This window comes from Pelistega indica, from assembly GCF_000506865.1.
GTDB lineage: Bacteria > Pseudomonadota > Gammaproteobacteria > Burkholderiales > Burkholderiaceae_B > Taylorella > Taylorella indica.
The window spans coordinates 1-25,887 of sequence record NZ_AYSV01000003.1 but is presented as its reverse complement, the minus strand read 5'-3'; the positions used below and the strand labels follow the sequence as shown (position 1 = coordinate 25,887).

The 25,887-nt window shown below is 38.0% G+C and carries 23 protein-coding genes and 2 pseudogenes; 19 read left to right on the top strand and 6 right to left on the bottom strand.

Annotated elements, in window-relative coordinates; genetic code table 11:
- The first annotated feature begins 62 nt into the window (after window positions 1-62).
- Window positions 63-422 carry an NUDIX hydrolase gene (locus V757_RS27280; protein WP_052019166.1) on the top strand — a complete coding sequence of 120 codons (360 nt, stop codon included), beginning with the start codon at window positions 63-65 and terminating at the stop codon, window positions 420-422.
- Entirely contained in the window at window positions 397-777 is a 381-nt protein-coding gene (locus V757_RS27275; RefSeq protein ID WP_052019164.1) for an NUDIX hydrolase, read from the top strand. Before V757_RS27280 ends, V757_RS27275 begins: the two co-directional genes overlap by 26 nt.
- Window positions 778-792: 15 nt before the next feature.
- Here the strand turns inward: V757_RS27275 and rsgA are convergent, their stop codons facing one another.
- Window positions 793-1,683, bottom strand: coding sequence for a ribosome small subunit-dependent GTPase A (gene rsgA, locus V757_RS15885; RefSeq protein ID WP_031273936.1), 891 nt, complete (start codon window positions 1,681-1,683; stop codon window positions 793-795).
- A complete protein-coding gene (locus V757_RS15880; protein WP_023948801.1) occupies window positions 1,683-2,948 on the bottom strand; it encodes a M48 family metallopeptidase in 1,266 nt (421 codons plus the stop codon). Before V757_RS15880 ends, rsgA begins: the two co-directional genes overlap by 1 nt.
- A 58-nt stretch (window positions 2,949-3,006) precedes the next feature.
- Between V757_RS15880 and orn the strand changes: the two genes are divergently transcribed.
- The 6 genes and pseudogenes from orn to V757_RS15850 all read left to right on the top strand — a co-directional run bounded on the left by orn (window position 3,007) and on the right by V757_RS15850 (window position 8,687).
- Window positions 3,007-3,555: an oligoribonuclease gene (gene orn / locus V757_RS15875; protein ID WP_023948800.1), complete on the top strand. Its 549-nt coding sequence runs from the start codon at window positions 3,007-3,009 to the stop codon at window positions 3,553-3,555.
- A 22-nt stretch (window positions 3,556-3,577) separates the two neighbouring features.
- Window positions 3,578-4,001, top strand: a pseudogene (gene acpS, locus V757_RS15870) (holo-ACP synthase).
- Window positions 4,002-4,012: 11 nt separating this feature from the next.
- Window positions 4,013-5,053, top strand: coding sequence for a beta-N-acetylhexosaminidase (gene nagZ / locus V757_RS15865; protein WP_023948799.1), 1,041 nt, complete (start codon window positions 4,013-4,015; stop codon window positions 5,051-5,053).
- Window positions 5,016-6,839: an excinuclease ABC subunit UvrC gene (gene uvrC, locus V757_RS15860; protein ID WP_023948798.1), complete on the top strand. Its 1,824-nt coding sequence runs from the start codon at window positions 5,016-5,018 to the stop codon at window positions 6,837-6,839. The genes nagZ and uvrC overlap by 38 nt, the downstream gene beginning before the upstream one ends.
- 13 nt (window positions 6,840-6,852) lie before the next feature.
- Entirely contained in the window at window positions 6,853-7,425 is a 573-nt protein-coding gene (gene pgsA / locus V757_RS15855) for a CDP-diacylglycerol--glycerol-3-phosphate 3-phosphatidyltransferase (RefSeq protein ID WP_023948797.1), read from the top strand.
- Window positions 7,426-7,484: 59 nt separating this feature from the next.
- A complete protein-coding gene (locus tag V757_RS15850) occupies window positions 7,485-8,687 on the top strand; it encodes an MFS transporter (protein ID WP_023948796.1) in 1,203 nt (400 codons plus the stop codon).
- A 274-nt stretch (window positions 8,688-8,961) separates the two neighbouring features.
- Here V757_RS15850 and mltB read toward each other — a convergent pair whose 3' ends face one another.
- Window positions 8,962-10,071: a lytic murein transglycosylase B gene (mltB, locus tag V757_RS15845; RefSeq protein ID WP_023948794.1), complete on the bottom strand. Its 1,110-nt coding sequence runs from the start codon at window positions 10,069-10,071 to the stop codon at window positions 8,962-8,964.
- A 195-nt stretch (window positions 10,072-10,266) separates the two neighbouring features.
- On the opposite strand from mltB, the gene V757_RS15840 reads away from it, so the two are divergent.
- The 4 genes and pseudogenes from V757_RS15840 to V757_RS15825 all read left to right on the top strand — a co-directional run bounded on the left by V757_RS15840 (window position 10,267) and on the right by V757_RS15825 (window position 15,523).
- Window positions 10,267-11,193, top strand: a complete 927-nt coding sequence (locus V757_RS15840; protein ID WP_023948793.1) for a histone deacetylase family protein — start codon at window positions 10,267-10,269, stop codon at window positions 11,191-11,193.
- Window positions 11,194-11,371: 178 nt separating this feature from the next.
- A pseudogene (locus V757_RS15835) lies at window positions 11,372-12,123 on the top strand (electron transfer flavoprotein subunit beta/FixA family protein).
- 1 nt (window position 12,124) lies between these two features.
- On the top strand, window positions 12,125-13,054 hold the full coding sequence (locus tag V757_RS15830) for an electron transfer flavoprotein subunit alpha/FixB family protein (RefSeq protein WP_023948792.1): 930 nt from the start codon (window positions 12,125-12,127) through the stop codon (window positions 13,052-13,054).
- Window positions 13,055-13,534: 480 nt separating this feature from the next.
- Window positions 13,535-15,523 (top strand): TonB-dependent receptor plug domain-containing protein, encoded by a 1,989-nt coding sequence (locus V757_RS15825; protein ID WP_036693922.1) that lies wholly within the window; start codon window positions 13,535-13,537, stop codon window positions 15,521-15,523.
- A 214-nt stretch (window positions 15,524-15,737) separates the two neighbouring features.
- On the opposite strand, the gene V757_RS15820 is transcribed toward V757_RS15825, so the two are convergent.
- Genes V757_RS15820 through V757_RS15810 form a run of 3 tightly spaced genes read right to left on the bottom strand, consistent with a single transcriptional unit; the run spans window position 15,738 to window position 18,294 of the window.
- Window positions 15,738-16,472 carry a M48 family metallopeptidase gene (locus V757_RS15820; protein WP_023948790.1) on the bottom strand — a complete coding sequence of 245 codons (735 nt, stop codon included), beginning with the start codon at window positions 16,470-16,472 and terminating at the stop codon, window positions 15,738-15,740.
- Between the two features lie 49 nt (window positions 16,473-16,521).
- The gene (locus V757_RS15815) at window positions 16,522-17,310 is read right to left on the bottom strand and encodes a hypothetical protein (protein ID WP_023948789.1); all 789 of its coding nucleotides are present in this window, start codon (window positions 17,308-17,310) and stop codon (window positions 16,522-16,524) included.
- Between the two features lie 12 nt (window positions 17,311-17,322).
- Complete coding sequence (locus tag V757_RS15810; protein WP_023948788.1) at window positions 17,323-18,294, bottom strand: homoserine kinase; 972 nt, start codon at window positions 18,292-18,294, stop codon at window positions 17,323-17,325.
- 201 nt (window positions 18,295-18,495) lie between these two features.
- Between V757_RS15810 and V757_RS15805 the strand changes: the two genes are divergently transcribed.
- From V757_RS15805 to V757_RS15780, 7 genes are all read left to right on the top strand, one after another.
- Window positions 18,496-19,773, top strand: coding sequence for a chloride channel protein (locus tag V757_RS15805; RefSeq protein WP_245586934.1), 1,278 nt, complete (start codon window positions 18,496-18,498; stop codon window positions 19,771-19,773).
- Entirely contained in the window at window positions 19,742-20,248 is a 507-nt protein-coding gene (locus tag V757_RS29035) for a CBS domain-containing protein (protein ID WP_245586933.1), read from the top strand. The genes V757_RS15805 and V757_RS29035 overlap by 32 nt, the downstream gene beginning before the upstream one ends.
- Window positions 20,235-21,248, top strand: a complete 1,014-nt coding sequence (gene dusA, locus V757_RS15800) for a tRNA dihydrouridine(20/20a) synthase DusA (RefSeq protein ID WP_023948787.1) — start codon at window positions 20,235-20,237, stop codon at window positions 21,246-21,248. Before V757_RS29035 ends, dusA begins: the two co-directional genes overlap by 14 nt.
- A gap of 271 nt (window positions 21,249-21,519) precedes the next feature.
- Window positions 21,520-23,790, top strand: coding sequence for a class 1a ribonucleoside-diphosphate reductase subunit alpha (gene nrdA, locus V757_RS15795; RefSeq protein ID WP_023948786.1), 2,271 nt, complete (start codon window positions 21,520-21,522; stop codon window positions 23,788-23,790).
- 14 nt (window positions 23,791-23,804) lie between these two features.
- On the top strand, window positions 23,805-24,938 hold the full coding sequence (gene nrdB, locus V757_RS15790; protein WP_023948785.1) for a class Ia ribonucleoside-diphosphate reductase subunit beta: 1,134 nt from the start codon (window positions 23,805-23,807) through the stop codon (window positions 24,936-24,938).
- Window positions 24,935-25,234, top strand: coding sequence for a class I ribonucleotide reductase maintenance protein YfaE (yfaE, locus tag V757_RS15785; protein WP_023948784.1), 300 nt, complete (start codon window positions 24,935-24,937; stop codon window positions 25,232-25,234). Before nrdB ends, yfaE begins: the two co-directional genes overlap by 4 nt.
- 88 nt (window positions 25,235-25,322) lie before the next feature.
- Window positions 25,323-25,887, top strand: a 565-nt coding sequence (locus tag V757_RS15780) for a YceI family protein (protein ID WP_023948783.1), incomplete at its 3' end; no start/stop codon positions are given.

Genomic DNA, 25,887 nt, shown 5'->3' with positions numbered 1-25,887 from the left:
GCATCTATAATTCAACTATAATAAGAGAAATATTTGTGGTAAATTTTATATAAGAGGATTCTGTGGATAACAATATTAAATATGGTAATCCTAACTTTAATCCATTGGAGCAATCACGTGAACGTGCAGACAAAGGATTAACAGCATTAGATACGGAGAAGATAAGTTTACCCTTTATTCAACAGAGCTTACAGTACCCTATTAGTGAGTATGCTGATCCAGTAATAGCAACGTGGCATAAAGAAAAACTGGCTATTCATCAACAAAAGCCTTATATTGAAGCGGCTACATTAGTTCCTTTAATTCAAACAACTCACGGATTAGAATTATTATTAACACGCCGTTCTTTGCATCTTAAAAAACACAGTGGACAAATTAGTTTTCCGGGGGGGCGAGGTGGATCAGGAGGATGCCTCGGCTGAACAGGCAGCACTTCGTGAAACATTAGAAGAAATAGGTGTAGAGTCGCAGTTTATACAGGTTCTTGGCGCATTACCTGATTTTTTTACCGGGACTGGTTTTGTGATGAAACCATTTGTAGGTATTTTGCAGGATGGGTATCAGTTAAGTATTAACAGAAATGAGGTTGAGGAGGTATTTACCGTTCCTTTATCATTTGTACTCAATCCAAGCAATCATTACTTGCACCATATCCGTGAAACAGATGCAAGCTCTCCGTTAAAGCAGTATTTTTCCATTCCTTATCATGATTATTTTATCTGGGGGGCTACGGCAGCAGTCATCCGGAATTTTTATTATAAATTGGCTCGTCTATAATCAATAAATATCTTCTTAATAACGTTCAGGTGCGGTACATTCCAACAGGATGCGTTCATATAGTGCATGTCTTTCGGCAGCAATTTTATGCTCTGCTAGTGCCTTAAGTACACCACAACCAGGCTCATGTAAGTGCTGACAATTATAGAAGCGACATTGATCTAAATAAGGGGTAAATTCAGGAAAGCCCGCAATCACTTCATTGAGCTGCAAATGTTTTAATCCAAAACTTTGAAAGCCTGGCGAGTCAATGAGATTTGCGTTAATCTCAGGCAATTCATACAGGGTTGTTGTGGTCGTAGTATGTTTACCTGTTCCCAAAGCGACTGAGTATTCTTGTGTGTGAGCTTGTGCGGCAGGTACCAGTACATTAAGAATGCTAGATTTTCCCATAGCACTTTGACCAAGTAAAAGGGAAGTATGATCTTGTAAAATGGGTAATAATTTTTCTTTTAAATCTAAAGGATTTAATGTGCTTACCTCAATCAATTCAATGCCTAAATCAAGATAGGTTTTTAAACGATCTTTGGCTGCTTGATAATTAGAGCTTAAGTCAATTTTATTCAAAATAATGATGGGCTTAATCTGTGCGCTCCATGCACCAACTAAAGCTCTGCCTAACAAGTCTTCAGAAAAATTAGGCTCTACAGCCACGACAATAAATAGAATATCTACATTCGCAGCAAATTGCTTTGAGCGCATTTCATCTGAACGATAAAGAAGGTTTTTGCGCTCTAAAATATCAACAATTCTTGCTTCATCTTGTCCGATTAACTCAACGTGCACATAGTCGCCTACACAGATACCTGTTTTTTTACCCTTGGCGTAACTGTGCCTTGTTGTACCGTCTTGCAGTTTAACCGTAAAATGCCGCCCAAAAGCGGTAATGACTCTACCCGATTGCATCATGTATTAGCAGCCTTTAAATGTTGAATACGAATACTAGCAGGGGGATGGCTATCATAAAACATAGAATGTAGAGGATCTGGAGTTAAGGTAGAAGCATTGTCATTATAAAGTTTCACTAATGCTGAAACTAAATTATCTGCATTAGTTTGTTTAACAGCAAAACGATCTGCCTCAAATTCATCTTTGCGAGAGAAGAAGCTGCTTATTGGCGTATATAAAAAGGTAAAAACAGGTAAGATTAAACTAAATAATACCAGTGCAATACCAAAAATAGGTTGACTAATGCCAGGGAATACTCCCAATCCAGCATAGAACCAGGTTTTATCAATTAAATAGCCTAATACTGCAAAGAAGATAAAACTCATGGTAAAACTGAGAATAATACGCTTGATGATATGTTTATGTTTAAAGTGTCCAAGTTCATGAGCTAAGACTGCTTCAATTTCTGGAGGAGTTAGCTTATTCAATAAGGTATCAAAAAACACAATTCGACGATGTTTACCAAAACCTGTAAAGTAGGCATTACCATGTGCTGAACGCTTAGAGCCATCCATGACATAAAGACCATCTAATCCAAAATCAGTACGTTGTGCTAAATGGTTGATACGTTGTTGAATGTCAGGATTATCTAATGGCGTAAATTTATTAAAAAGTGGCATAATAAATTTTGGCACAATAAACATGAGTAATAAACTTAAAACGGAAAAGGCAGCCCACACCCAAATCCACCAGTATGGTGTATAGAAATTATCTAAAAAAACAAACAAACCATATAACAGCGGAATCCCGATTATTAAGCCTAATAGAGTGCTTTTAATAAAGTCAGCAATAAATAATTTAACCGTCATGCGATTAAAACCAAACGACTCTTCCAATACAAATGTATTGTAAAGACTAAATGGTAAACTTAATAGGCTACTAATCGCAAATACGGCAATAACCAGAGCGACTTGATACCAAATAGGAGATGAAATCATTTCTGCTAAGAATGAATTTAGCCAAGTTAATCCACCAAATAAGGTAAAACCAATTAATACCACAGCCTCAAGTAGGATTTCCCACATACGCAAACGTTGTCTCGCTATCGTATATTTTGCTGCACGCTGATGGCTTTGTAGACTAATCGTTTCTTGGAATTCAGCGGGGACTTTGTCTTGATTCAAACTCACGTATCGAACTTGGCGAAATGATAACCACAATTGTGTGATGGTTTGAATTAATAATAAGATAATAAAAATAATCGTAAAACTTGTAATAGACATCGCTTTAAACTCAAACTATGTGCGAAAATAATAAAAATTTAACAAGGAATAGTAGTTTATGGCAAATAATAATCAACGTTTAGTTTGGCTCGATATGGAAATGAGTGGACTAGACCCTGAAAAAGAAAAAATTCTTGAAGTTGCCGTTATTGTGACTGAACCCGATTTGACTATTGTAGCCGAAGCGCCCGTTTTCGTGATACATCAGAGCGATGAAGTCCTAAATGGTATGGATAGTTGGAATACAGGAACACATGGTCGTTCTGGATTAACCGCTAAAGTAAAATCATCCACAATGACTGAACAACAAGCAGAAGAAGAGCTGTTGATGTTTTTAAAACAATATGTTCCTGAAAAAACAGCTCCTTTATGCGGTAATTCTGTCAGTCAGGATAGACGGTTTATGTATAAATATATGCCTAAATTAGAGGCATATTTACATTATCGTACTGTAGATGTGAGTACGTTTAAGGAATTAGCGAAGCGTTGGGCACCTGATGTATATAAAGGTTTCCAAAAGAAAAGTAAGCATGAAGCGTTGGCAGATATTCATGAATCTATTGATGAATTGAAATATTATCGCGAACACTTTATTAAAACGATATAGTGATTAGTGATTTTTATACATAATGGATGCTTTTGTTAAGAACAAAGCCATTGCTGGCATAGGAACAGATATTTTATATCTTAATCGTATCCAAAAAGTATACTCTCGGTTTGGAGAGAGGTTTCCTAGGCGTATTCTTGGTGAACAAGAGTTAGAGAAATTTTTTTCTTCGTTCTAGTCGAGACTTTCAGCGAGGGTTACGGTTTCTGGCTACACGGTTTGCAGCAAAAGAAGCTTTTTCGAAAGCTATTGGTTTAGGGATGCATATGCCCATGTATTGGTCAGGTATGCAAGTATTAAATGCACCAAGTGGCAAACCTATTGTTGTCTTATCAGAGCCACTCAAATCGTGGTATGAAGAACGTTTCGGAGTTGCTCATGTGTCGTTGACGGATGAAGCGGATATTGTGATGGCTTTTGTGATTGTGGAAAGTAAATCAGCATAATAGGGGGGATGATGAAAAAATTACAACCAGGACCAGTATTAATTGATGTACAAGGAACTCAGTTAACTAAGGAAGAGAAAAAGCGATTAAAACATCCGTTGGTGGGCGGTGTAATTCTTTTTTCACGTAACTATGAAAATCCTGAGCAATTACGCCACCTAACAAAACAGATAAAAAAAGCACGTTCAGGGCCTTTATTAATTGCAGTTGATCATGAGGGTGGGCGTGTGCAACGCTTTAAGGATAAAGGATTTACTCATTTACCGTCTATGCAATTATTAGGGGAATATTGGAATCGTAATCCTTTATGGGCGATGAGAGTGTCCACAGAAATCGGCTATATTTTGGCTGCTGAACTACGATCTTGTGGTGTTGATTTTACGTTTGCCCCTGTATTGGATTTGGATTATGGCGTCAGTACTGTGATTGGGACACGTTCTTTCCACAGAGACCCTAAGGTTGTGGCTATGTTGGCAAGAGCTGTCATTCAGGGAATGTCATTAGCGGGTATGGCAGCATGTGGAAAGCACTTCCCCGGTCATGGTTTTATTGATGTTGACTCACATATTGATATTCCTGTTGATGAGCGTGATTTGGAAACTATTCTCCAAGAGGATGTGATGCCATTTGAGTGGTTAGGTGATATGCTATTACCAGCCATTATGCCTGCTCATGTTATTTATCCCAAAGTGGATGCAAAAAATGCTGGTTTTTCTAAGGTTTGGATTCAGGATATTCTACGTGAACGTTTAAATTATCAAGGTATGATTTTTTCTGACGATTTAACCATGGAAGGGGCTAGCGTTGCAGGTAATATTACCGATAGAGCAAAAGCCGCTTTAACCGCAGGTTGTGATATGGTATTGGTATGTAACCGTCCTGATTTAGCTGACCAATTGCTGGCAGAATTAGATGTTAAGGTGAATCCTTTATCGGTAAGGAGATTATTACGCCTTATTCCTGAGAAGAAATTTAGTTCTTGGGATAAATTACAAAAGAATTCTCGGTATCAGTATGCAAGATCCTTCCAAACTCAAATCTTTTCTAGCTGAGTTACCTCATTTGCCAGGTGTTTATCGGCATATTTCAGCGGATGGTGAGGTTCTGTATGTGGGGAAAGCCCGTGATTTAAAAAAACGGGTTTCTTCGTATTTTCAGAAAACCAATTTAAGCCCCCGTATTGCTCATATGGTGGCTAGAGTTGACCACACTGATGTGACGGTGACACGATCTGAAGCAGAAGCACTTATTCTGGAAAATAATTTAATCAAGAGTTTACACCCTAAATACAATATTTTATTTAGGGATGATAAGTCTTATCCCTATTTGATGTTTACTGCACATGATTTTCCAAGGATGGCATATTATCGTGGCTCTACAAATAAACCGGGTAAGTTCTTTGGTCCTTTTCCGAACTCCTATGCGGTGAGGGATTCCATTCAGATTCTACAAAAAGTCTTTCGTCTACGTACCTGTGAGGATAGTGTCTACAGCAATCGCTCCAGACCTTGTTTACAGTATCAAATTAATCGTTGTACTGCACCATGTGTAGGACTTATCTCTAAAGAAGATTATGCTGAGGATATTCAGCATGCTGTCCAGTTTTTAGAGGGACAAGCTAGTGATGTGATTAAACAAATAGAGACAAAAATGCTAAAAGCATCAGATGAGTTAGCTTTTGAGCAGGCGGCTGTTTTTCGAGATCAAATGCAGTCTTTGGCAACTGTTATGCATAGTCAATCAATGGAATTAACTGCTCAAGTAGATGTTGATATTATTGTGATTGAATTTGCCGAGGGGAAATGCTGTATCAATTTAGCCATGGTACGAGGTGGGCGACACCTAGGGGATAAAGCTGTTTTTCCTACACAGGTAAATGGTGATCAAGCAGAAGATATTCTCAGTGCTTTTATCGCTGCTCATTATTTAGAAAATCAATTGCCTGATCAGTTGCTCTTATCTCATCCACTTGTAGATAATAGCCTATTAAGTCTATTAATGGAGCAGCAACAACGAAAAGTAAAACTTATACAACGCCCTAATGAAAAGCAAAAAATATGGTTAGAGTTGGCGCAACAAAATGCGAGCCTAGCATTAGCTAGGATTCTATCTGATACTAGTTCTAAAGAGTCTAGAACATTAGCTTTAGCCGAGCTATTAGATTTACCTCAGGATCCTGATGCCTTAAATCAGTTATGGATTGAATGTTTTGACATTAGTCATAGCTCGGGAGAAGCAACGCAGGCTTCCTGTGTCGTTTATCAGCATCATGATATGCAATCATCTCGCTATAGACGATTTAATATCAATGGTATTACACCAGGTGATGATTATGCCGCAATGAGACAGGCGTTAGAACGTCGATACGCTAAAGTAGGAGAGCACCAAGAATTAATGCCTGATCTGGTGCTTATTGACGGAGGGAAGGGGCAGATTGATGTTGCTAGACAAGTTTTTGAAGAATATGGTCTAGATATGAGTAAAATAATTGGTGTTACCAAAGGTGAAGGCAGAAAAGTTGGGTTAGAAACATTGAATTTTGTGGATGGTCGTAAACAACTAACCTTAGGTATAGGTTCGGCAGCATTGATGCTAATTGCTCATATTAGGGATGAAGCTCACCGTTTTGCTGTAACAGGAATGCGTGCTAAACGAGCTAAACAGCGTAATGTCTCAAGGTTGGAACAGATAGAGGGTGTTGGTGCAAAACGACGACAAAAATTATTAGCGCGTTTTGGTGGATTTAATGGTGTAGTCAATGCTAGTATTGAAGATTTAAAATCAGTTGATGGTATTTCTCAACAATTAGCAGAAAAAATTTATGAATCGTTAAGGTAATTAAGTGATTAAAATGAAGAAATGGAATATTCCTTTAGCGTTAACATGGATGCGAATCGGTATGATTCCCCTAGTGGTTGCTTTATATTATTTGCCTACAGATTGGATGGGGATTCATAATAGGGATACGATAGGTGCAATAGCCTTTATTTTTGCTGCATTAACAGATTGGTTGGATGGCTGGTTGGCTCGCCGTTGGAACCAAACAACGTCATTTGGAGCCTTTCTTGACCCTGTCGCTGATAAATTAATGGTTTGTGCTGCACTATTGATTTTATTGGATTTAAATCGTGTTGATTCATTTATTGTACTGATTATTATTGGTCGAGAAATTACTATTACAGCGTTACGTGAATGGATGGCGACAATTGGTGCCAGAGGTAGTGTGGCAGTACATTGGTTAGGTAAATTTAAAACTGCTGCACAGATGACAGCTATTCCTTTATTGATGTTTGCGCAACCTATTTTTGAGATAGATAGTTTGGTATTAGGTGAAATCTTAATTTATGTCGCTGCCGTATTGACAATTTGGTCTATGTGTTATTACTTATACAAAGCTTGGCCAATCATTAAACATCAAGAGTGAGTCACTCAATAAAATCTACGTATGCCTGCGTATAAAAAATACTTAAGAGACAGAACAATATGGAAAAAACAGCACAAATTCCTTTAAAACAATTACTCATCTGTGGTTCGTTGATTGTGACTCTTTCAATGGGGATTCGCCATGGGTTTGGATTATGGCAGCTTCCCATTATCACAGCCAACGGCTGGTCTAGAGAAACCTTTTCTTTTGCGATTGCGTTCCAAAATCTTAGTTGGGGGTTTCTGGGTATTTTTATGGGCATGATGGCCGACAGGTTTGGGGCTTATAAAGTACTTTGTATTGGTGCATTGGCTTATTGTTTAGGCTTATTGGGTATGGCGTATAGTACCCAGCCAATTAGTTTTCTTCTGACTACAGGTTTATTGATTGGTTTAGCACAAGCAGGCACGACTTATGCTATTGTCTATGGTGTATTGGGGCGTAATGTTAGTTCTGATAAACGCTCATGGGCGATGGGGATTATTGCTGCAGCGGGTTCATTTGGGCAGTTTTTCATGGTGCCCGTAGAAAATGTGTTAATTGATTGGTTTAATTGGCAAAATGCCTTGGTGATTTGTGCCATATTAAGCTTGCTGATTATTGTTCTAGGGATGGGGCTAAGAGAGCCTTCAAGAGAGATTGTTGGACACCAAACGGAGCAAAGTATTCTACATGCTTTACAAGAAGCATTTACATACCCTAGTTTTATTTTATTAGTACTGGGCTATTTTACCTGTGGCTTCCAAGTGGTCTTTATTGGTGTGCATTTGCCATCTTATATTAAAGACTTTGGCTTGCCTCCACACGTAGGCAGTATAGCCTTAGCACTGATTGGTTTATTCAATATTTTTGGTACTTATGCGGTAGGCGTATTAGGACAAAAATATCAAAAGCGTTTCTTGTTGATGGGGATATATACATTACGAGCCATTGTGATTATTATTTTCATTAGTGCGCCATTAAGTGCGATGAGTGTATATCTATTCGCTGCTGTGATGGGGGTATTATGGCTTTCAACGGTACCTGCCACTAATGCTATTGTTGCTCAGGTTTTTGGCATTCGACATTTCTCCATGCTAAGTGGATGTGTCTTTTTTAGTCATCAAGTAGGAGCTTTTTTTGGTGTTTGGTTAGGTGGCTATTTATATGATAAATATGGCAGCTATGATTTGGTTTGGTATATTGCTATCGGCTTGAGCGTGGTTTCGGCATTGGTACATGTTCCAATGAATGAAGGTCCTATTAAAAGAGCAGCTGCTTAAGCTATCGTTTTTAACATAGGGTGAAAGGCTGTGAGGAGGTATAGATGGTTCTACGATCTGTATTAATAATTTTGCTGCTACTCATTTTAGTGGGTATCTTCTTGATGTACACAGAACCAAGTCTAATGATTAACTTAGCTGATAAAGTTTGGTCTTGTTTTGGCTAGCCTAAATGCATATGTAAGTACTAGAGTAAATAGTTCAAAGGTCTTATTAATAGTTATTAATAAGACCTTTGGTTTTTATGGTTTAGCAGAAGTCAAAAAGAGTTAATTTATGGCAGAGTAATTATCTTCCCTTGAGATATTTGTTGTCGTGCAAGTACGGAGGCTAAATCAGCTACGGAAGCCGCATAAAAATAACTACGGTTATATTTAGTAATAACAAAGAAGTTTTGGGTGGCTATCCGATACTCTGTATTGCCATTTACCTCATCTTTTAAATCAATGACTCCTAGGTTTTTGCCATGTTGCCATGCCTGACCTTGGGTAGATGTTGTGGCTCCTTGGGTTTGTAATTCTTGCCAACTCATACTTGGTTCTAAACCTCCATTGACAAATCGAGCTGGAGAGGAGGGTAAGCGTGCTGGCGCAAAGACGGGCATATTGGCTTGCCATCCATGTTGAGACAGAAAATTAGCAACAGAGTAAATCGCATTCTTTGTGCTATTACGTAAATCAACTTTACCGTCTTTATCCGCATCTACGCCATAATGAAGAATACTAATTGGCATAAATTGGCCTAGACCTGAAGCTCCAGCAAAAGAGCCTAATGCAGTAAACCCATCAAATTTACCTTTGTGGGTAAGTTCGATTAAGGCGGCTAATTGATTACGGAACATCTGCGCTTTTTCTGGGCGGGATGGATCAGGATGATAAAAACCTAAACTATATAAGGCATCTAATACACTGAAACTGCCCATCTGTTCACCATAGACAGTTTCAACACCAATAATACCGGCAATAATTGCGGCTGGAACGCCATATTTTTTTTCAGCAGCAGCTAGTGTGCTTTGATTATTGTGCCAGAAGGCTGTACCTTTACGGATTCGAATTGGCTCAACAAAGCGATTTCGATAAGTTGGCCAGTGTCGTTTGATGGAAGAGGTCTTTTTAGGACTCATTAAGGCAATGGCACGGTTATTGATTTGAGCACGAGCAAGCATATCCTCAATAAAGGATTTAGGAATATTGTAGCGATTAGAGACTTGTTTGATAAAAGTTGCTTTGTCGCTACTTAGGGTTGAATTTTCGACTTGCCAGCCTGTTTTTGCGGGAGGGGTTGAATCTCTATTATCGATATCAGGAGATGAAGTTTGAGAAGCACAAGCGCTTAATAATAATGACGATAATGCTAAAAGAGCAAAATGAGCTACTTTTTTCATATTCTTATTCCTTAAAATCCTTAAATGTTCCTGTTAGTTTACCAGAAGCAAATTTGATAATAGTCAAAATTGTTTAAGAAAATACTGTAATGGTTTTTAAATGGGTAGAAATACTAAAGGAAAAAAGGCTAAAAATCTTATATGCTCTAAAGATTAGAAAAGAATGGCTTAAGATTAAGGAAGGGGATTGGGCGTATGGAAACCTTATTTATAACCCATCCAGTTTGTCGTTTACACATGATGCATAAATGGCACCCTGAGTCGCCAAAACGGTTAGATGCAATCAATGATAGATTACTTGCGAGTGGTATTAGTACCTATTTGACGCATTTAGATGCACCAAAGGCTACGGTAGTGGATCTTTCTCGTGTTCATGAGATAGCTTATATTGATTTTATTCGAGAAAATATTCCAGAAGATGGCTATTTTAACGTGGATACCGAGGAAACTTGTTTGAATCCACATACGTATAATGCGGCTTTACATGCAGCCGGTGCAGGTATTTTGGCACTGGATCAGATGATGAGCAAACAAGCAAAAAATGCTTTTTGCAGTGTTAGACCACCGGGGCATCATGCCGAGCCTAATCGGAGTACAGGTTTTTGTTTTTTTAATAATGCAGCGGTGACTGCAGCTTATGCGATTGAAAAATATGGCTTTAAGCGCATTGCTATTATTGATTTTGATGTGCATCATGGTAATGGGACAGAGAAAATTTTTCAAAACCATCCCTATGTAAAAATGTATAGTTTTTTCCAACACCCATTGTTTCCTTATTCAGGAACTGAAAATGTGGCTAAGAATATGCTGAATACCCCTTTACCAGCTTATTCAGGCATGGCTGCAGTAGAAAAAGTGGTGACTGAGCATTGGTTGCCTGATATGCATGACTATAAGCCCGAATTAGTATTGATTTGTGCTGGTTTCGATGCCCATAGAGAAGATGAAATGGGGCAAATGGACTTAGTTGAAAAAGACTTTGTCTGGTTAACCAAAGAATTAATGAAAATTGCGGATACCTATAGTGAGGGAAGAATTATAAGCTTTCTCGAGGGGGGATATGAACTATCCTCTCTAGGAAGAAGTGCGGTGGAGCATATTAAGACCTTAGCTGATTTATAATCAGCTAAAGTAGGTTGTATTTTCGGCGAGCCGGTTTTCATGGTTATAAATCAGCTCTGGTGCGCTGTGTTGATAAATTCGAGCGGATTTATATATAATCAGCAAGTTTTGTTTTTTTTATAGATAGAATGTTATTATTAAGAGTATTTAAACAAAAGTTATCCTAGGAGATAGATGGATGAAGGTATTAGTACCGGTTAAACGTGTAGTTGATTACAACGTCAAAGTACGAGTGAAATCAGACCAGACAGATGTTGATATAGCTAATGTAAAAATGTCAATGAATCCTTTTGACGAAATTGCTGTTGAAGAGGCAACTCGTTTAAAAGAAAAAGGCACAGTGACAGAAATTGTGGCTGTATCATGTGGTATCACTCAATGCCAAGAGCAAATTCGCTCTGCAATGGCGATTGGTGCGGATCGTGGTGTGTTGGTCGAAACTGATGTTGCACTTCAACCTTTAGCCGTTGCAAAATTATTAAAAGCAGTGGCAGATAAAGAGCAGCCTCAACTGATTATTTTAGGTAAACAAGCGATTGATGATGACTCAAATCAAACGGGTCAAATGCTAGCGGCATTACTAGGGTGGCCTCAAGCTACATTTGCTAGTAAGGTAGAAGTAGAAGGTGAACATGTTAAAGTAACGCGTGAAATTGATGGTGGTTTAGAGACCTTAAGTTTAAAATTGCCAGCCATTATTACCACAGATTTACGTCTAAATGAACCACGCTATGCAACCTTACCTAAGATTATGACAAGCGAAAGAAAAAACAATTGGATACATTTAAACCAGAAGATTTAGGTGTAGATGTAGCTCCTCGCTTAACTGTAGTAAAAGTCACTGAACCAGCTGCCCGTAAAGCAGGTATTAAGGTTCCTGACGTTGCGACTCTTGTTGATAAATTAAAAAATGAAGCAAAGGTGATTTAAGATGACAGTACTTGTAATTGCAGAACATGATAATAACTCAATCAAGAGTGCGACATTAAATACAGTAGCTGCAGCTAGTAAGTTGGGGACTGATATTCACGTTTTGGTCGCCGGTAAAGATGTTTCTAGCGCAGCGGGACAGGCAGCACAGATTGCAGGTGTGAGTAAAGTTTTAGTGGCTGACGGTGATGCATTAGCTAATGCTTTAGCAGAAAATTTAGCCGAACAAGTGTTACAGGTTGCGGGTAACTATTCGCATATTCTTTTCCCTGCAACAGCCTCAGGTAAAAATACAGCTCCTCGTGTGGCGGCGAAATTAGATGTTGCTCAGATTTCAGAAATTACAGCCATCATTGATGCAGATACGTTTGAGCGACCAATCTATGCGGGTAATGCAATCGCTACAGTGAAAAGTGCTGATGCTAAAAAAGTGATCACTGTGCGTACGACTGCATTTGATGCTGTAGCAAATGTTGGTGGTTCAGCCGCACAAGAGTCTTTAACTGTTGTGGCAGATAGTGGTTTAAGTGTTTTTGTTGGGCGTGAGATTGCCAAGAGCGCTCGTCCAGAATTAACGGCAGCATCAGTGATTGTTTCTGGTGGACGTGGTTTAGGTAGTGCAGAAAACTTCAAAATTTTAGATGGTCTGGCTGATAAGTTAGGAGCAGCGGTAGGGGCCTCTCGTGCAGCAGTTGACGCTGGTTATGCACCAAACGATTTACAAGTAGGACAAACTGGTAAAGTGGTTGCACCACAGTTGTATATTGCAGTGGGTATTTCTGGTGCTATTCAACACTTAGCAGGTATGAAAGACTCTAAAGTTATCGTTGCAATTAACAAAGATCCTGAAGCCCCTATTTTTGGTGTAGCGGACTATGGCTTAGTGGCAGATTTGTTTACTGCTGTGCCTGAGTTGGAAAAATCTATCTAATTATTATCTTTTGCATATCACGCAAAATAGTAATTAACCTTATATAAGCTAGATTGGAGTAACAAATCAATCTAGCTTATATTTTTGATAGGGTAGCGTTTTTAGCGTGTAGGGTTTCACTATTTATTTCATCTTAAGTAAAGAGTTTTTGTTTTCTGAGAGGAAAAGTGGCACGTTTAAATTATTAACTATTTTTCAGCATAATTTCCTAATTTGAGCTGGATTGGTTTTTTAAGCCAATTCAGCTTTTTGTTTTTTAATGGATACCTATATCATCATATTTTGGACTCCTTGGTGTCCAAAATTTCCATACCAGTTCACAATATAAGCAGAAGATAGATAATAAAGTTGTGCATATACAACAATATTTAACAGATATTAGTTAAATTTTACTAATATCTTAGCAATATAAATAAAAATAGTTATTATTATTATTCATTTATTTGAATAATAATTAATCTTATTTATAAAGAGGAAGTAATGATGGTTAAATATGATAAGTTCAAGGTGTTGTCTTTGATATTATTATTGGCAAATGGGTTTGCATATGCGCAAGAGAGCAAAGAAAACACAGAACAAGTCACGACATTGAGTACTATTCAAGCAGGCTATTTTGAGGGTGCTAAATCGCAAACAAATGTAGTTGAGCTCAGAGGGATAGAAAAATCAACAGCAACAGATTTGAGAGGCATCTTAGCGGCAGAGCCTGCGATTAACTTTGGTGGTGGTAACTCTACATCGCAATGGTATTCTATCCGTGGCATGGGGCAGGATCAAATTGATGTAAAAGTAGATAATACCTATTCTGATACACAGATTTTCCATCATCAAGGTCGTTTTCTATTTGACCCAGCGTTAGTTAAAATTATTGATGTCCAAAAAGGCACGGGTTCTGCTTCTGCAGGTCTAGGGGCCACTTCAGGCGCTATTGTTGCAACAACTGTTGATGCTGCTGATTTATTACGAGACGGTCAGAATATTGGTGTAAAAGTGAATACCGGTTATTCAAGCAATAAAGGTGCTAATGCTGGTGGAGCGGTTTATGGACGTTTTGGTAAAGTAGATGCTTTATTTGCAACTAACTTTGTACGTGAAGAAGACTATAAGGATGGTTCTGGCTACAAAGTTAATGCATCTGGTATTCATCAACGTGGTGTTTTAGCTAAAATTGGTCTAAATTTCAATGAAAATCATCGTTTGGCCTTTAGTTATCGTCAAGAGAAATCATGGGGAGTTCGTAATCTTCGTGAAGAGTTTGATTTTGCCCTAGCAGACAACCCAAGCAATAACCGCCCGAGCTACCGTGTTCTTGATCAAGAGACATTTAATCTAGAGTATCATGGTAAGAAAATCGGTTTTATTGATCACTTAGATGCTAATGTTTATCAACTGAATAATCGTCGTTTACAAGATGGTGGCAATTCTATTACCAAAGCGGAAACGACAGGAGCAAACTTTAATTTCAATACGCAAATCTTTGGTAAACACTGGCTAAAATATGGTCTGAATTATCGTCGTCAAACAGGTGAGGCTCCAACTGTCGCTAGATTTGCGACAGGAACTCATGGGAAGGACGAAATTGGTGCTTATTTAGAGGGCATTTGGAATTTTGATCCGATTACGTTGACAACTGGTCTGCGCTATGATCACTTTGACTATAAAGGAACAATTGGGCAATCAGTTTCTGATGGAGCATGGAGCCCAAGTATTGGCTTAATCTGGGATGCAACACATGATTTAAGCTTTAATATGAGCTATAACATTGCAACACGTAGTCCTCGTTTATTTGACGTAGCATTGGTGTCAACAGGGCGTGGTGGTGCACAATATATTGCGGCAGGTAATGGTCTAAAGGCAGAGCGTTCTCGTAACTTTGAAGTAGGGTTTGATTATCGCTTTAATGACCAATTCTCTGCACATGGTAGTTATTTTGTTCAAAAAATTACCAATCTAACAGAATTTGAAACTTCACGTTATCGTGGTGCCGCTTTACAAACAGCGATTAACGGCGGTGAATTAAAAAATCGTGGTTATGAGTTAGGGTTAGCGTATAAATATGCTGGCTTACAAGCGCGTGTGGGTGTTGCTTACTCTAAGCCAGAACAAAATGGTTCTTTAGCTGATATTGTTCAAACAGCTATTCCTATGGGGCGTACATGGACCGCTTCTCTAAGTTATACCTTTGAAAATCCAAGTTTAGAGCTTGGTTGGCAAGGGCGCTTTGTTCAACGCTCAGAGGGTCAAGCAAGCCGCGGATCTGGTGGTGCTGAAGTTCAACCACGCCCAGGTTATGGTGTAAGCGATATTTATTTGAATTGGCAACCAACAGGCAAGGATGACATCAATGTTAACGTCTCGGTAAACAATGTCTTTAATAAATATTACAAGCCACATAGCCAACGTACAGGTATCAATGCCTTACCCGCGGCTGGTCGTGATTATCGTTTAAATATTAGTTATCGCTACTAATCTTAACGTTTTACTAAATAATTTTCTTTAAGTTGTTTAGTAGTAATAAAAAATTAAATCTCCTAAGTAAATGCCATGCTCTAATGAGCATGGCATTTTTTGATATTGATTCACTTTTTAGTGTTGGCAGAATGTTTTATAAGAGTAATCAATCAGTAAATTGGTATTGATTATAAAACTTATACGCCAAAAGTATATTTTATCGATAGCCTGACTAATTCATATTAGCAATACGTTCAGCACGTTTATCAGAATCAGGATGTGATGAGAAAATAGTTGATTGTCCGCCACTGATGGCAGCAATTTTACGTAGGGCTGAGACAGCAGCATCTTTGCTACGGCCATTTTCTTTAAGCACTTTGAGCCCATGAGCATCTGCTTCGTACTCATCAGATTGCGAATATTGGGCATCAATTAATTTGTGCGCTAAATTACCAATTTGTCCTGAGGATAGGGATGCAACGATAGAATTGCCACTAGCTGCGGCAGCTTGACGAGCAGCTGTTGTTAATAAAGAGCTACGCATTTGTGATTTAGAATGCCCATAGACCACATGACCCATTTCATGTCCGACAACAAAAAGAACCTCATCATCGGTCATCTTATCAAGTAAGCCAGAGTAAACACGAATATCCCCATTAGGAAGTGCGAACGCATTCATATCATTATTCATATACACTTTGAAGTTCATGGGCTGACCATTATAAGAGCGTAAGTTTTTGGTGATACGGTTTAATCGTTGAGAATATTTACTATTACTAGTAGCTATTTTATTTTCAGCATCTAATTTTGCGGCAGATTGGGCACCAAGAGCCTTTACATCGGCATCACTAATTGATGCTGCTTGGAATAGGGTACTACCTACCTGTAATACTCCCATTGGATTCATATTACTACAAGCACTTAGCGTTACTGCCATCAAAGAAGTAAGTAATAATTTTTTTGACATGAGTAATTCCTTAAAAGAGTGAGTATTAATGTATTAGTCTAATAATAATTTATGAAAAAAGTATTATTTTTGGCTGGAAGCGCCATAAAAAATTTCCATATGTGCAACAAATAGGCTTAAATATAGGGCAATCACAAGTGTATGCATTATAAATAAACTTACCATAGAGGCTAGGGTACTGGCAGCGCTTAAAAGTACTGTCTGCATAACAAAAATTCCTAGCATAAAAATAAAGCAGAAAGTAGCAAATAAAAAAGTTAAGGGAAAGTGCATTAGCCATACTGGCTCTAAATGAGTTTTTAAAAGCGGGTATAACACGACTATCTTCCCATGAAATTAGTGGATAGACCCAAATAGTCAGTAGCATATACACTGAAACGCAAAAGACTGGCATTAACATAGCCGAAAAGGTATAGGTCTGTAAAATGACTTTAGCCATTTCTTCAGAGCTAAGTGCCATAAAATCATCGATTGCGATAGGAATGCTTGGTAAAGTAATGGTTAAGATTGTGTAGATAAAAACAAAATTAATTAACGTTGCCCCAAAGAGGCGTAGAATGGTTTGCTGTGAACGTATTTTTTGAGAAATATCACTTAGTTGTAAACGCCCCCTCAAGCGAATACCGTAGCCCGCATTAAAAAGAATCATTTGTGTGATAGGTAAAGAAATCAGTGCGATAAAGATACCAATCAAAGGAAGCATTGTGCCGATAGAAAATGCTAAAGAAACAATAACAAATAGCAGAGATAAAGGGATAAATTGTTTTAATAATAAACTAAAACCTTCCTTAATCCAGTGAAAAGCAATAGTAGGTTTGTGTGAATGTATCAAAGGCATAGATTAAAACTGTTATAGAGGTAATTCAGGGATATAGCCATTAAAGCGTTGTTTGAGTACACGCTCAAAATGGGTTGGATCATGGGGTTTTAATGTTTCTGCCGCTCTTGGAAGATAGAAGTCGTACAGACGTGATGTCCAAAAGCGTAACGCCGCTGCTCGTAAAGCTTGTGGCCAAATTTCACGTTCTTCTTCTGTGAAAGGTCTTATTTGATGATAAGTTTCTAACCACGCTTTAACATGAGGACGAATAAATTCGCCAGTATCACGTTGAATACACCAATCATTTACAGCGACAGCCACATCGAAAATCCACTTGTCAACGCCAGCAAAGTAAAAATCAATAACGCCACCCATACTAGGTGATTGATAGGTGCCTGCAAACAGTACGTTATCGCGAAATAGGTCGCAATGGCATGCGCCTTGAGGCAAATTTTTCCACGTATCACTATTTTGCACGCTGATTTGTTCTGTTAAGGCTTGTTGATAAAGAGCATTAAGCTCTGTAGATAAAAATGGCTGTATTTTGGGATAGTTTTCTTGCCACCAGGATAAACCACGTAAATTTGGTTGCTGTAACGCATAATCTTTTGTGGCTAAATGAATATGTGCTTGAATATCAGCAGCTAGAATACAATGAGCCTTACTCGGGGTTGCCTCATAACCGCCATGAAGACGTGTGACGATACAACAAGGCTTTCCCATTAATTGACCAATCAGTGAGCCATCTTTGCGCTGTTGTGGCATGGGAACTTTGATTCCCTTACTAGCGAGATGGTGCATTAACTTAATATAAAATGGTAATTGCTCAAAAGTCAGTACTTCAAAAATAGTGATAACGTACTCACCCTTAGTTGTGGTAAGGAAAAAGTTAGTATTTTCAATACCCGCCGTAATGCCTTGTAAAGAAACAAGTTCACCAAGATTGTATTCAAGTAAATATTGAGCAACTTGTTCATTGCTTAAAGGAGTAAAAACAGCCATAGGATTATTTATCTTTCATGTAATTCATTTGATATTCATATTCTATAGGAAAAAAATGATGAATTTGCTATTCCTATGGTTTTCAAATAATCGTGTTGAGATGTTTTATAATATGACACTTAATAGTAAGTGCTTTCCAATTTTTCCAATCATCTTTAATCATCAACAGTGAAGTCATACGTTCAGTCAATTCGTACTTATTTGAGCTCATTTCCGCAACTATTTTCCCAGCCAGCTATTTTAGTATGGGCGGTTGTCTTGGGTATTGCAGGAGCACTAACTACTATTAGCTTTCATGAGACAGTTAAGTTTTTACAGTACCTACATAGTCACCAGTACGGTGATCCCACTAAACTTGCGGAACAATGGTCTTCACTTAAAAAAATACTTGTTCCTACAATTGCTGGCTTTATCGCAGCGATGGGGCTTTATTGGGCATCTAAAATAAAGGTTGATGCTAACTCTGACTATATGGAAGCAGTAGCTATTGGTAATGGGCGTCTATCTATGCGACAAGGGTTGCTACGGGTTGCCTCGGCACTGAGTGTAGCAGGTGCTGGATGGTCGTTAGGGAGAGAGGGGCCAATTATTCACTTGGCAGCTATGACAGGTTCATTTTTGGGGCGTTTTTTTCGTTTAGATACGAATCATCATCGGCTACTTGTGGCATGTGGTGCGGCAGCTGGTGTTTCATCAGCGTATTTTGCCCCCATAGCTGGTGCTCTATTTGTCGCTGAAATTGTCTTAGGTAGTATGGCTAGCCATGTGCTGGGGCCACTAATGATTTCATCAGCAACGGCTTTTATTACGATGCGCAGCCTAGGTTTTGATTCATGGCTGTATTCTATTCCTGAGATTACTGTTATCGGTGATAAATATCTATTAGTTACCATTGCTATTGGCTTTTTATCTGGGATTTTTGCTCCTTTGTTTTTAAAATACCTAGAAATTTGCCGCCAACTTTTTGCTAAACTTGGTAATACTTTATTTGTGTCAATGACGCTAGGTGGTTTTTTACTTGGTTGCTTGATTATTATTGAGCCATGGGTGACAGGAAAAGGGGATACGATTATTCATTCATATCTTACGGCTCCTTGGACACTGAGTGCTATTGCCACTATCTTGTTATTGAAAATTTTATCAACAGGTATTAGTGTCGGTTGTGGTGCTGTTGGTGGGGTTATCACGCCAGTGATGCTAATGGGAGCTAGTATGGCGATGTTATTAACGCAAATGCTAGCTTTAATTTTTCCTGATGTTACGACTTTTGCTCCCTTGTTTGTCTTAGTGGGAATGGGCGCTTTCTTAGGGGCGGCGACTAGTGCGCCTTTGGTCGCCATGGTGTTAGTCGTGGAGATGAGTCATAGTTTTAATGTGATTGCTCCTTTAATGATTGCGACAGTCACTTCATTTTTTATCTCACGCATCATCACTGGTACGGTAATGTTTGAAGTTACCGAACAAAGAAGAGAAAAATGAGTTAGTCCGTAATCAGTTAAGTAAACTCAAGGTGAAAAATTTTCTTAATAAAAATGTTAATGTGCTTACGCCGGAGAGTACTTTACAAGATGTTGTCAATATGTTTTCAGAAGAAAACGTACGGTATATCTATGTAGTAAATGCACATAATGAGTTTTTGGGCGTGATTGAAAGTAAGACAATGACTCGTATTTTGCTGACTAATCCAGATTTAAATGCACCAATATCGCCAGAATTGATTCAACGTTCTTATATAGAGCCGTTAACAACCTCTATGAATTTAGATCAGGCACAAGAGTGTTTTCTGTCCTCTAATGGGGAACGTTTACCAGTGGTCGATTTGCAAGATCCTCCGCATTTGGTTGGGATTGTTTATAAATCGGATGTGCTACGTAAACTAAGTGAAATTAAAAAAATTGTTGACCAAAGTGGACCAACCGTTGTTGATATTCGAGATAAAAATGATAAATCATAAAACAACACCAGAATTTAAGGGTATTTATCAATCTACGGATCAACCATGGCGGTTATCTGTAGCACCAATGCTAGATGTTACTGATAGGCATTGCCGTTTTTTTCACCGATTACTAGCACCTAAAGCATTGCTATATACCGAAATGATAACAACGGGAGCGTTAATTTATGGTGATGTAGCTAGGCATCTGCAGTTTAATGATTCAGAGCATCCTGTCGCCTTGCAATTAGGGGGAAGTGAAAGAGACGCTCTTGTGCATTGTGCAAAATTGGGTGAGCAGTGGGGATATGACGAAATCAATTTGAATTGTGGGTGTCCATCTGAAAGAGTACAGAGAGGTGCTTTTGGGGCTTGTTTAATGGCAGAGGCAGATTTGGTGGCTGACTGTATAAAAGCGATGCAAGATGCTGTTGATATTCCAGTAACAGTAAAACACCGCTTAGGTCTAGATTATGATGATAGTTATGCGTTTGTACATGATTTTGTGGCAAAGCTATATGAGATTGGGTGCCGTGTTTTTGTGACCCATGCCCGTAATGCGGTGTTAAAAGGCCTGTCTCCTAAAGATAATCGAGAAATTCCTCCTTTGCGTTATGAGGTGGTTGCACAACTGAAAAAAGACTTTCCTGAGGCAATTTTTGTCTTAAATGGGGGCATTCACCAAGTAGAGCAAAGTAGGGAGTTACTTAGTCAATTTGATGGGATTATGCTTGGTAGAGTAGCGTGGCATGAACCTTATATACTTAGAGAAGTAAGCCAGCTTATCTGGCCGGATAAGCCAACCGCCACTAATCAGCAAATATGTGAAACAATGATCTCATACGCTCAAAACATGACTACTCAAGGGGTACCATTACGTGCAGTAGTTAAGCCTTTACTAGGGCTGATGAATGGACAACAAGGGGCTAAGATATTCCGCAGAACCTTGTCTGATGTCCAACGATTAAATGCCAACGATATTTCATTAATAGAAGAGGCTTTTAGACCTTTTTTGAAATAAAGATTATTTTTTGTGTCAATAGATTGGCTGGAATCTGACTATTTTGTGTTGTAAAAAAAGCAAATATATATTTTTTTATAATTTAAATTTTGCTAAAAGGGGCTTTAATCCCAGTGAAAGAAAATTTTTATATAATTTTCTTAATTATTTGTGATTGAAATTAATCTAATATTTTTATACTATATATGGTATAAAAAAACCTTAACATTACTAAATATAGATTTTAACAAAAATCTATATTTAGTCCTGTAAACAACAACTGGACGAAATTATGACAAATCAGCTCTACGTTATCAAGCGCAGTGGTGAGAAGGAACCATTGAACTTAGATAAAATTCATCGTGTGATCACTTGGGCAGCGGAAGGGTTAAATAACGTTTCTGTCTCGCAGGTAGAATTAAAATCACAGATCCAATTTTATGATGGCATCCATACAGAAAGTATTCACGAGACAATTATTAAAGCGGCAGCTGATTTAATTTCATCTGCAACGCCTGATTATCAATTCTTAGCTGCTCGTCTTGCTATTTTCCATTTGCGTAAAAAGGCATTTGGCGACTTTGATCCACCAAGTTTGTATGATCATGTCAAACGTCTAGTGGAACTCAAAAAATACGATGCTCATTTGCTAGCAGACTATACCAAAGAGGAATTGGATGAGTTGGATGGTTATATCCAGCATTCAAGAGATTTAACCTTTTCATATGCTGCTGTTAAGCAATTAGAAGGTAAGTATTTAGTTCAAAATCGTGTTACTAATGAAATTTATGAAAGCCCCCAATTTTTATATATTTTGGTGGGAGCCTGCTTGTTTGCGAAATACCCAAAAGAAACTCGTTTACGTTATGTCAAAGACTTTTATGATGCAGTTTCTACTTTCAAAATTTCATTACCCACGCCAATTATGGCTGGTGTTCGTACGCCAACACGTCAATTTAGTTCTTGTGTGTTAATTGAGTGTGGTGATAGCCTTGATTCAATTAATGCAACTAGTGCCGCCATTGTTCGTTATGTCTCTCAGCGCGCCGGAATTGGTGTTAATGCAGGACGTATTCGTGCTGTAGGTAGTCCAATTCGTGGAGGCGAAGCGCAGCATACAGGATGTATTCCTTTTTATAAACACTTCCAAACAGCGGTTAAATGTTGCTCTCAAGGTGGTGTTCGAGGGGGTGCAGCGACCTTGTTTTATCCGATTTGGCACTTAGAGGTTGAATCTTTATTAGTACTTAAAAATAATCGTGGGGTTGAGGAAAATCGTGTACGTCATATGGATTATGGGGTGCAGATTAATCAATTAATGTATCAACGTTTGATTAAAGGTGGCAATATTACTTTATTTTCACCTTCTGATGTACCCGGTTTATATGATGCATTTTTTGAGGATCAAGCGAAATTTGAACAACTTTATCTTCAGTATGAAAATGATCCTGCTATTCGTAAACGTACCGTCAAGGCGGTAGACTTATTCTCATTGATGATGCAAGAGCGTGCAGGGACAGGGCGTATTTATATTCAAAACGTTGACCATTGTAATACCCATAGTGCCTTTGATTCTAAGGTTGCACCAATTCGTCAAAGTAATTTATGCCTAGAAATTACATTACCAACCAAACCATTGAGTGATATCAATGATGAAAATGGTGAAATTGCTTTATGTACTTTATCTGCTTTTAATCTTGGTGCAATAGATGATTTGCACGAGTTAGAACATTTGGCTGATTTAGCTGTTCGTGCTTTAGATGCTTTATTAGATTATCAGGATTATCCAATTCGTGCCGCCTATCTTGGTAGTATGAATAGACGTACTTTAGGGATAGGTGTGATCAATTATGCTTATTACTTAGCCAAAAATAATGCCAAATATTCTGACGGTAGTGGTAATGCGTTAACCCATAGAACATTTGAAGCAATTCAATATTATTTATTGAAAGCGTCTATGAATTTGGCAAAAGAGTTTGGTCCTTGCCTAGCTTTTAATGAAACAAATTATGCCAAAGGTATTTTACCTATTGATACGTATAAAAAAGCGATTGATGATGTTTGTCCTGAACCATTGCATTTGGACTGGGAATGGTTACGTGCAGAAATTGTGGAAAATGGCTTACGTAACTCAACTTTAACAGCATTAATGCCGTCGGAAACATCTAGTCAGATTTCTAATGCCACTAATGGTATTGAGCCTCCTCGAGGATTAGTGACTGTTAAAGCCTCGAAAGATGGTATCTTGAAACAAGTGGTGCCAGAATATGAGAGACTCAAAGATAAATACGAAACATTGTGGAATATGCCAAACATGGACGGTTATCTACAATTGGTTGGTATTATGCAAAAATTTGTTGATCAAGCCATTTCTGCCAATACGTCATATGATCCAAAACGCTATGAAGGTGGACGTGTTCCAATGCAACAATTACTTAAAGACTTATTATTAGCCTATAAGTATGGTCTAAAAACACTTTATTACCATAATACACGTGATGGTGCTGATGATACACAAGGTGACGGTGCCGATGATTGTGCCGGTGGTGCATGTAAAATTTAAACATTGAGAATAATATGTCTTATAGTACTTTTTGCCAAACTCCTAATGATGCTTTAAAAGAACCTATGTTCTTTGGGCAAAGTGTGAATGTTGCTCGTTATGACCAGCAAAAATATGAAACATTTGAAAAATTAATTGAGAAACAACTTTCTTTTTTCTGGCGCCCAGAGGAGATTGATGTTTCTCAGGACCGTATTGATTATGCTGGTTTACCAGATCATGAAAAGCATATTTTCATTAGTAATCTAAAATACCAAACGTTATTGGATTCTATTCAAGGACGTAGTCCAAACGTAGCCTTATTGCCATTAGTTTCCTTACCTGAGTTAGAGACTTGGATTGAGACTTGGGCTTTTTCAGAAACGATACACTCTCGTTCGTATACACATATTATTCGTAATATTACGAATAATCCGGGTATTGTTTTTGATGATATCGTCACTAACGAACATATTCTTGCTCGTGCTAGCGATATTTCTAAATATTATGATGATCTCATTCAATTGACTCAATTATATGATCGCTTTGGTGAAGGCAAGCATACTATTAATGGACAAGAATACAAGGTTAGTCTTTATGAATTAAAGAAAAAATTGTATCTTTGCTTAATGGCGGTGAATGCCTTAGAGGCAATTCGTTTCTATGTTAGCTTTGCATGTTCTTTTGCTTTTGCTGAACGTAAATTAATGGAAGGTAATGCCAAAATTATTAAGTTAATTGCTCGTGATGAGGCATTACATCTGACAGGCACTCAACATATGTTGAATATTATGCGCAGCGGTAATGATGATCCTGAAATGGCTTTTGTGGCGCGTGATTTAGAAGAAGAGTGCTTTAACTTATTTAAAGTAGCAGCAGAGCAAGAAAAAGAGTGGGCGGCCTATCTATTCAAAGATGGATCAATGATTGGTTTAAATAAAGACATTCTGATTCAATATGTGGAATATATTACCAATATTCGCATGCAAGCTGTCGGTTTAGCACCAGCTTTCCCTGGCGCTTCTCAAAATCCAATTCCTTGGATTAATGCTTGGTTAACCTCTGATAATGTTCAGGTTGCTCCACAAGAAGTTGAAATTTCATCTTATCTAGTGGGACAAATTGATGCTGAAGTTAATACAGATGATTTAGGCGACTTTGATCTATGAGTTTAGTTATTACGCGAGCAAGAAGTTTTAGCTTGCAGCAGGGAGAAACATTGCTAGAAGGACTTGAGAGAACTGGGCATGCAGTTGAATATCAATGTCGTTCTGGTTATTGTGGCTCTTGTCGTACTCGAGTAATTACAGGTGATGTGGATTATTTAACTGAGCCATTGGCATATATTGCCAATGGTGAAATTTTGCCATGTTGTTGCGTACCTGCGGGAACACTTACGCTAGATGTCACTACTGAGAAAGAAGAGAGTAAGACAGAAGATCTTATTCAAGAGAGTTTTTTCTAATTATTTGTAAAATATGAGTGATAGTCATTCTCAATTAATATTTTAATGGTATAGTGAAGAGTCTTTCACTTTTTATAAGGAATGGTATATGAAATTATTCAGCACTCTTTCTCTGTCTATCTTAGTAGCCACAGCAAAACCCGCAATAGCAGCGGAGTATGAATTTGATCCTGCACACACCAATGTGTTTTTTACTATTGACCATTTCGGAACTTCGACAAACCATGGTGCATTTCATGGTATTGAAGGCGTAGTGGAAGTTGATCGTGCTGCTAAAACAGGCAATGTTTCTGTTGCTGTTCCATTGAGTAAATTAAGTACAGGTAATTCAGGATTCGATGGTCATTTAAAATCAGCGGATTTATTTAATGCGGAGAAATTTCCAGAAATTACTTTTAAATCAAATGAATGGGAATTTGATGGTGATAAAGTCAAAAGCATTAAAGGTGATTTAACATTATTAGGCAAAACTCAGCCTGTGGTGTTTGAGGCTACAAAATTCAACTGTTATGATAGTCCTAAACTCAAAAAAGAAGTTTGTGGTGGTGATTTTAAAACTACTTTAGATCGTCATCAATTTGGTATGGACTTTCTAAAAGGTGCGATTACACCGACGGTGGAGGTTACTCTTCAGGTCGAAGCTGTTAAGCTGA

Bases quoted from the DNA above. Each gene is read 5' to 3' on its own strand.
- V757_RS15825 (WP_036693922.1), top strand. From the start codon at position 13,535: ATGATGGTTAAATATGATAAGTTCAAGGTGTTGTCTTTGATATTATTA.
- nrdA (WP_023948786.1), top strand. From the start codon at position 21,520: ATGACAAATCAGCTCTACGTTATCAAGCGCAGTGGTGAGAAGGAACCA.
- nagZ (WP_023948799.1), top strand. From the start codon at position 4,013: ATGAAAAAATTACAACCAGGACCAGTATTAATTGATGTACAAGGAACT.
- uvrC (WP_023948798.1), top strand. From the start codon at position 5,016: ATGCAAGATCCTTCCAAACTCAAATCTTTTCTAGCTGAGTTACCTCAT.
- dusA (WP_023948787.1), top strand. From the start codon at position 20,235: ATGATAAATCATAAAACAACACCAGAATTTAAGGGTATTTATCAATCT.
- pgsA (WP_023948797.1), top strand. From the start codon at position 6,853: ATGAAGAAATGGAATATTCCTTTAGCGTTAACATGGATGCGAATCGGT.
- V757_RS15810 (WP_023948788.1), bottom strand. From the start codon at position 18,294: ATGGCTGTTTTTACTCCTTTAAGCAATGAACAAGTTGCTCAATATTTA.
- V757_RS15880 (WP_023948801.1), bottom strand. From the start codon at position 2,948: ATGTCTATTACAAGTTTTACGATTATTTTTATTATCTTATTATTAATT.
- nrdB (WP_023948785.1), top strand. From the start codon at position 23,805: ATGTCTTATAGTACTTTTTGCCAAACTCCTAATGATGCTTTAAAAGAA.
- V757_RS15840 (WP_023948793.1), top strand. From the start codon at position 10,267: ATGGAAACCTTATTTATAACCCATCCAGTTTGTCGTTTACACATGATG.
- V757_RS15850 (WP_023948796.1), top strand. From the start codon at position 7,485: ATGGAAAAAACAGCACAAATTCCTTTAAAACAATTACTCATCTGTGGT.
- rsgA (WP_031273936.1), bottom strand. From the start codon at position 1,683: ATGCAATCGGGTAGAGTCATTACCGCTTTTGGGCGGCATTTTACGGTT.
- orn (WP_023948800.1), top strand. From the start codon at position 3,007: ATGGCAAATAATAATCAACGTTTAGTTTGGCTCGATATGGAAATGAGT.
- V757_RS15830 (WP_023948792.1), top strand. From the start codon at position 12,125: ATGACAGTACTTGTAATTGCAGAACATGATAATAACTCAATCAAGAGT.
- yfaE (WP_023948784.1), top strand. From the start codon at position 24,935: ATGAGTTTAGTTATTACGCGAGCAAGAAGTTTTAGCTTGCAGCAGGGA.
- V757_RS15815 (WP_023948789.1), bottom strand. From the start codon at position 17,310: ATGCCTTTGATACATTCACACAAACCTACTATTGCTTTTCACTGGATT.
- mltB (WP_023948794.1), bottom strand. From the start codon at position 10,071: ATGAAAAAAGTAGCTCATTTTGCTCTTTTAGCATTATCGTCATTATTA.
- V757_RS15820 (WP_023948790.1), bottom strand. From the start codon at position 16,472: ATGTCAAAAAAATTATTACTTACTTCTTTGATGGCAGTAACGCTAAGT.